This window comes from Streptomyces acidicola, assembly GCF_009377235.1.
In the GTDB taxonomy this organism is placed as follows: domain Bacteria; phylum Actinomycetota; class Actinomycetes; order Streptomycetales; family Streptomycetaceae; genus Streptomyces; species Streptomyces acidicola.
Genome location: NZ_VMNX01000362.1, coordinates 1 through 6,775, shown reverse-complemented (window position 1 = coordinate 6,775; position 6,775 = coordinate 1). Strand labels below are relative to the sequence as shown.

Genomic DNA, 6,775 nt, shown 5'->3' with positions numbered 1-6,775 from the left:
GCAGGGTGGACAGGTCGTTGCCGAACGAGGCGGTTTCCGAGGTGAAGCGGTCACCGGTGAGCTGCATGCCGTCACCCGAGTCCCCCGCGAAACGGATGATCACCCGATCCACCCGACGGACATCCTTCACGCCCGTCGGATTGCGCTGCTCTCCCACGACGGCCTCGTCGGCCGACTCCGCTGGGCTGCTGACCTGGCTGGTCACTGAACTGGACCTCCCTTGAGGCGGCTGTCTGGGGCGGCCGTCCCGCCGGCCTTCCCAAGACCAACCCTACGTCGGTAAGGGTGGCCTTCCCTGGGGCGTTCGCATGGCGGACGCACAAATGAGACGGTTGGGCACCCTGACTTGTCATGATTTACCCGCCCCCGGTGTTTCCTGGGGAGACGCTCCGTACTCGTCCTTCGGTTCTCGGCCCAAAGGTCCATGGGCAGTGAACCCATCCCGTGTCCGACATCTAATATCTGACACGGTGTCATCCCGTCATGAGTTCAGATAGGTCAGCACCGCCAGAACACGCCGGTGATCCCCGTCGCTGGGGGACAACCCGAGCTTCAGGAAAATATTGCTGACGTGCTTCTCCACGGCACCGTCACTCACCACGAGTTGCCGCGCGATCGCCGAGTTGGTCCGCCCCTCGGCCATCAGTCCTAGGACCTCCCGCTCCCTCGGGGTGAGGCCGGCGAGCACGTCCTGCTTGCGGCTGCGCCCCAGCAACTGCGCGACGACCTCCGGGTCCAGCGCCGTACCCCCCTGGGCCACCCGCACCACCGCGTCGACGAACTCACGCACTTCAGCCACCCGGTCCTTCAGCAGATAGCCGACACCGTGACTGGAACCGGCGAGCAGCTCGGTGGCGTACTGCTCCTCCACGTACTGCGACAGCACGAGCACGCCGAGCTCCGGATGCTCCCGCCTGAGCTGCACGGCCGCCCGGACACCCTCATCCGTATGCGTCGGCGGCATCCGCACGTCCGCCACCACCACGTCCGGCAGCTCACCCTGCGCCGCCAGCTCCGTGATGGTCTTGATCAGAGCGTCCCCGTCCCCGACGCCCGCGACGACCTCGTGCCCACGGTCGGTCAGCAGCCGAGTCAGCCCCTCTCTGAGCAGCACCGAATCCTCGGCGATGACCACCCGCACCCTGTCCTCCACGATCCTCGGCCCCCCGAACCCTGTGTGTCCGGCCGCCCCGCGTATCGGACGGCCCTCCGGCGACCCGACCCCGCGCCGCCCCTCGACACATCAGTATCCCGCGATCCGCCCGCCCTCACCGGGCCTGTGGACAGACTCACCCCGTTCCCAGGGGTGCCTCCGGCGGTTTGGCCCCCCACACACGCACGCGCATTCGCACCCGCACCACGACGCGCCGCACGGCCGTGTACGCGCCCGCACTCGCACCACGACGCACCACGACGCGCCGCGCGGCCGCGTATGCACGGCAGGGGGTGTGCCGGGAGGTGTCCGCCCGCAGCGGCCGGCGTCCGCCACCGAGCACCTACTACACCTCACAGACCCGCCGGACCGAGGACGGAGACCTCCCGGCGCGCCCCCGACCCACAAACAAACGCGTAGGCGCCCAAGCCGCCACGGTGGGAAAGACGCAGCAAGGCGCCCCCGCCCGTGCAGACCGCACGAACAGAGGGCGCCCTCAGCCCACCAGAACCCGCCGCGGCGCGGCGCCCGCCGCCGCTGATACGCGCGATGCCCGCCGCCGCTGATACGCGCGATGCCCGCCGCCGCTGATACGCGCGATGCCCGCCGCCGCTGCGACGCGCGATGCCCGCCGCCGCTGCGACGCGCGATGCCCGCCGCCGCTGCGACGCGCTACGCCCGCCGCCAAGGCAGCTCCGCCGTGACCCGCGTAGGACCCGCCACCGGCGAATCCACCACCAGAATCCCGTCCACGGCGCCCAACCGCTCCGCGAGCCCCGCCAGCCCCGACCCGCCAGTCACATCAGCCCCACCGACCCCGTTGTCCACCACCTGGAGCATCAGCCGGCCGTCCACCTTCCACACATCCACCGTCGCCCGAGTGGCCCCCGAGTGCTTGCTCACGTTCTGCAGCAGCTCGGACACCGTGAAGTACGCGATCCCCTCGATCGCGGGCGCAGGCCGAGCCGCCGGCAGATCCACCTCCACCTGCACCGGCACCGCGCACCGGGACGCAACTGCCGACAACGCCGCGTCCAGCCCCCGGTCCGTCAGCACCGCCGGATGGATCCCCCGCGCCAGATCCCGCAGCTCCTGCAACGCCGTCTTCACCTCACCGTGCGCCTCGTCCACCATGCGCGCCGCAGCCTGCGGATCCTCCGCCAGCTTCTCCTTAGCGAGCCCCAGATCCATCGCCAGCGCCACCAGCCGCGCCTGCGCTCCGTCGTGAAGATCGCGCTCGATGCGGCGCAGGTCGGCCGCCGCCGTGTCGACCACGATCCCCCGGTCCGACTCCAGCTCCACCACCCGCGTGGCCAGCCGGGACGGGCCCAGCAGCCCCTGCACCATCAGCCCGTCCACCATCGTCAGCGCCCGCACGATCCACGGCGTGGCCAACGTGAACAGCAGCCCGACCAGCGCGGTCACCGTGATCTCGAACGGGTTGTCGAGGTACACCTGGTGCGACTCGTCGCCGTACAGCTGGATCCCGTCCTGCCCCGCCCACATGGGGAAGACCCAGAACCAGAGCGGATACGTGAGCAACCCCCACCCGATGGCCCAGAGGTTGACCGCCACCGCGAACGAGAACACCGCCCACGGGAACTGCACCACCGCATACAACAGGTGCCGCCACGACGCGCCGCTCTTGAACACGGCGCCCATCCACGCCATGGCCCCGGACCGCTTCACCCGCAACGGCTCGGGCGCCGCCACCTCCACCCCGAGCAACCCACGCGCCCGCGCACGCTCCACCGCTCCGAGCCCCCTCAGGCCCGCGAGCGCGGCGGCCAGCACCGGTACGCCGAGGAACGTGATCAGCAGCCCCGCCCCGAGCGACACCATCGTCACGGCGTACACGAACATCAGGATGCCGATCGGCAGGCTCAGCAGCACGTACGCGAATTCCCGCCAGCTGCGCGCCTCGAACGGTGCCCGCAGTCCCGCCGGGAGCCGGTGCCGCCGCTTCCCGACCGCCTCGGAGTCACCCCAGCTCCCGTACCCGTGTCCGTACTCCGTGGCCATGGCCGCCGTCCGTTTCTCGTCGGATTCTCTTCGGATTCCGCACTTCCGATGTCGTGGTTCCACAGTGCTCGCACCGAACCGAACGGACCATGAAGGCCGTCGGCCTCTTGAGTCGGGGGTTTTCCCCACCTCGTCCCTCCGGGGCCACCTCGTCTCTCCGGTTCGGGGCCCGCCTCGTTCCTCCGGGGAGCACCGCGTCCCTCCGAGCCCCTTAAGCGCACAAGACAGCCCCTGCGGGCGCCCTCACCTCCTGCGCGCCCCGCGCGCGCCCTCGTCCCCCCGGTCCCGCCACGGCAGCTCCGCCGTCACCGTCGTGGGCCCCCCGACCGGCGACTCGATCACGAACAGCCCGTCCACCGCGCCCAACCGCTCCGCGAGCCCCGCCATCCCGGTACCGCCGTCGAGGCCGGCGCCGCCGCGGCCGTCGTCCCAGACCTGGACGAGCAGCCGTTCGTCCGCGCGCCATACGTCGACGGCCGCGGACCGGGCCCCACTGTGTTTGCTGATGTTCTGCAGGAGCTCGGAGACGGTGAAGTAGGCGATGCCCTCGATCGCGGCGGCGGGCCGGGTCTCCAGATCCACGGTCACCTTCACCGGCGCCGTACAGCGTGAGGCCACCGCGGACAGGGCCGCGTCCAGCCCCCGGTCCGTCAGCACCGCCGGATGGATCCCCCGCGCCAGGTCCCGCAGCTCCTGGAGCGCCAGCTTCACCTCACCGTGTGCCTCCTCGACCATCGCCGCCACGTGCTCGTCGTTCTGGCCCTCCAGGAGCTTCTCCTTGGCGAGGCCGAGCCCCATCGCGAGGTTCACCAGCCGCGCCTGCGCCCCGTCGTGGAGATCGCGCTCGATGCGGCGCAGGTCGGCCGCCGCCGTGTCGACCACGACTCCCCGGTCCGACTCCAGCTCCGCGATACGGCGCTCCAGTTCCTCGGAGGGGGAGAGCAGGCCGCGCACCATCGCCCGGTCCGCGTTCGTCAGCGCACGCGCGATGTAGGGCAGCACCGGCCACAGCACGAACAGCGAGGTGAGCGTGACGGCGAAGGTCACGATCCCCCAGGGCAGCCGCATGAACTCGTACAACATCGTGCGCCAGCCCACCGGGTCCTTCACGCTCAGCCACACCTGCGAGAAGAACCCGCCGTTCCCACGCATCGGCAGCGGACTCGGTTCGTCCACCCGCACCCGCAGCAGGGCCCGGGCTCGCGCCCGCTCCAGCTTCCCCAGTTGCCGGGCGCCCAGCAGCGCGGCCGAGAGCAACGGGAAGCCGATCACCGTCACCGTCAGAGAGACCGAGGTGAACAGCACGGTCACGACGTAGACGAACCCGAACAACGCCACCGGCATGTTGGCCAGGAGATGCGCGATCTCCCGCCACGTCTGGCCGTCGAACGCGAACCGCGCGGGCGGGAGCGGATCGGACGGTGTTCGGCCGGCCGGCAGCGGCCGTCCGGAAGGTGAGACCAACGGGTTCTGTCTGTCCCGTGAACGGTGCGGCTGGTCGGAGCCGACGGGGATGCGAACGGTCATGCTGCCCAGACTGCCCGGCTGGCCCCAGACCGCGCCATGAGGAGGGCCGCCCGGCCATCCTGGGGAAAACCCCACCATCCCCGGCAGCCCGGGCAGCCTCTCCGAGTCGAGCCGTTTGCGCGTTACCGTTCAAGCTGAGACGGGCTGCTTACCGTTTCTTTAGCAGGGCCTAGACTCCCGTGCGTACAGATCAGCGAACGACAGCGTGCACGACGGCCAGCAAAGCCAGGACCGGCAGGTCAGGGCCGGCAGTCAGGACTGGCGCTCAGGACCGATGGGTCTGGACCGACTGGCCAGGACTGACAGGTCGAAGTCCACCAGGGGCGAACTCAGGGAGTGAGGGGACGGACGTGCCGGAACCGACGGCTGTCACGACTGCCGCGGCTGTCGCGGAACACGGAACCGTGACCGTGGCCGCGTCGGACTACTTCCAGTCCTACTCGGTCGTCGGACTGCTCGCCGTCATCGGCGTGCTGTTCGTCGCCGTCGCCTTCGGCGCGGGCCGCCTGCTGCGCCCTGTCGTCCCCACCCCCGAGAAACTCCTCACGTACGAGTGCGGAGTTGACCCCGTCGGCGAGGGCTGGGCGCACACCCAGGTCCGCTACTACGTGTACGCCTTCCTGTACGTGATCTTCGCCGTCGACTCGATCTTCCTGTTCCCCTGGGCGACGGTCTTCGCCGCCCCCGGCTACGGCGCGACGACGCTCGTCGAGATGTTCATCTTCCTGGGCTTCCTGACCGTCGGCCTGCTCTACGCATACAAGAAGGGCGTCCTGGCATGGACGTGACGCCAGAAGTGACTTCGCCAGAGCCTGTTGGTGCGGAGCCCGTTCGTCCGGAGCCCGTTCGTCCGGGGTCCGTTCCCTTGGAGCCCGGCCCGTCGGAGCCCGTTCTCCCGTCGGAGCCCGTTCTCCTGCCGGAACCGAAGCGTCTCGGCGCGCTCGCGCGTCTCGCCCCGGAGCCGATGAAGGTGATCCTGAACTGGGGCCGCCGCTACTCGCTCTGGGTGTTCAACTTCGGCCTCGCCTGCTGCGCGATCGAGTTCATCGCCGCGTCGATGGCCCGCCACGACTTCATCCGTCTCGGCGTGATCCCGTTCGCACCCGGCCCGCGCCAGGCCGACCTGATGGTCGTCTCCGGCACGGTCACGGACAAGATGGCCCCGGCCGTGAAGCGCCTGTACGAGCAGATGCCGGAGCCGAAGTACGTCATCTCGTTCGGCGCGTGCAGCAACTGCGGGGGCCCCTACTGGGACTCGTACTCCGTCACCAAGGGCGTCGACCAGATCATCCCCGTCGACGTCTACGTCCCCGGCTGCCCGCCCCGCCCGGAGGCCCTGCTCCAGGGCATCCTGAAGCTCCAGGAGAAGATCGCGCGCGAGTCGCTGGGAGAGCGGTACGGCCACGCGGCGCGCCCGTCGACGGCCGCACTGCAGAGCGGGCTCGTGGCACCGCCCGCTGCGGTGGGCGCCGGTGGTACCGGAGCCGGGAAGGGGGACCGGTGACCGGCTGGCTCCCCGCGCCCGTCGAGGAACTCTTCGGCCCCGAGGCCACGGCCGAGGAGTCGTACGGTGTCCTCACCGTGGACGTCCCGTCCGCATCCTGGACCCAGGCGCTCCGTACGGCCCACTCCGCGCTGGGCTGCACGTACTTCGACTGGCTGAGCGCCGTCGACGAACCCGGCACGGGCTTCCGCGTCGCCGCCCACGTCGTCGCCCTGTCCCCGGTCCGCCGCCTGCTTCTCCGCACCACGGTCCCGCACGAGGCCCCCGCCCTGCCGACTGCCACCGGGGTGTACGCGGGCGCGGCCTGGCACGAGCGCGAGACCCACGAGATGTTCGGCGTCACCTTCGAGGGCCACCCGGGCCTCGACCCGCTCCTGCTGCCCGAGGGTTTCGAGGGACACCCTCTGCGCAAGGACTTCGTCCTGGCCGCGCGCGTGGCCAAGGCCTGGCCGGGTGCCAAGGAGCCGGGCGAGTCGGACCACGGCGGCCCCAAGCGCCGCCAGATGCTCCCGCCGGGCGTCCCCGACCCCAACGAGTGGGGACCCCTGAAGGGCCAACTCCCCCCGGCC

At 70.6% G+C, this 6,775-nt stretch carries 6 protein-coding genes and 1 pseudogene; 3 read left to right on the top strand and 4 right to left on the bottom strand.

What is annotated here, in order from left to right; all coding sequences use genetic code 11:
* The 4 genes and pseudogenes from FPZ41_RS43640 to FPZ41_RS43625 form a co-directional block, all read right to left on the bottom strand.
* A pseudogene (locus FPZ41_RS43640) lies at nucleotides 1-205 on the bottom strand (2-oxoacid:acceptor oxidoreductase subunit alpha); the annotation flags it as partial.
* Nucleotides 206-481: 276 nt separating this feature from the next.
* Nucleotides 482-1,141 carry a response regulator transcription factor gene (locus FPZ41_RS43635; protein WP_309505219.1) on the bottom strand — a complete coding sequence of 220 codons (660 nt, stop codon included), beginning with the start codon at nucleotides 1,139-1,141 and terminating at the stop codon, nucleotides 482-484.
* Nucleotides 1,142-1,825: 684 nt separating this feature from the next.
* Entirely contained in the window at nucleotides 1,826-3,175 is a 1,350-nt protein-coding gene (locus FPZ41_RS43630; protein WP_152870111.1) for a sensor histidine kinase, read from the bottom strand.
* Between the two features lie 243 nt (nucleotides 3,176-3,418).
* Nucleotides 3,419-4,702: a sensor histidine kinase gene (locus FPZ41_RS43625; protein ID WP_152870109.1), complete on the bottom strand. Its 1,284-nt coding sequence runs from the start codon at nucleotides 4,700-4,702 to the stop codon at nucleotides 3,419-3,421.
* A 350-nt stretch (nucleotides 4,703-5,052) separates the two neighbouring features.
* On the opposite strand from FPZ41_RS43625, the gene FPZ41_RS43620 reads away from it, so the two are divergent.
* From FPZ41_RS43620 to FPZ41_RS43610, 3 genes are all read left to right on the top strand, one after another.
* Nucleotides 5,053-5,490 carry an NADH-quinone oxidoreductase subunit A gene (locus tag FPZ41_RS43620; RefSeq protein WP_322621491.1) on the top strand — a complete coding sequence of 146 codons (438 nt, stop codon included), beginning with the start codon at nucleotides 5,053-5,055 and terminating at the stop codon, nucleotides 5,488-5,490.
* Nucleotides 5,481-6,206 (top strand): NADH-quinone oxidoreductase subunit B, encoded by a 726-nt coding sequence (gene nuoB, locus FPZ41_RS43615; protein WP_228023406.1) that lies wholly within the window; start codon nucleotides 5,481-5,483, stop codon nucleotides 6,204-6,206. Before FPZ41_RS43620 ends, nuoB begins: the two co-directional genes overlap by 10 nt.
* Nucleotides 6,203-6,775 (top strand): NADH-quinone oxidoreductase subunit C (locus FPZ41_RS43610; RefSeq protein WP_322621490.1); only part of this gene is annotated, 573 nt, incomplete at its 3' end. The genes nuoB and FPZ41_RS43610, both read left to right, overlap by 4 nt.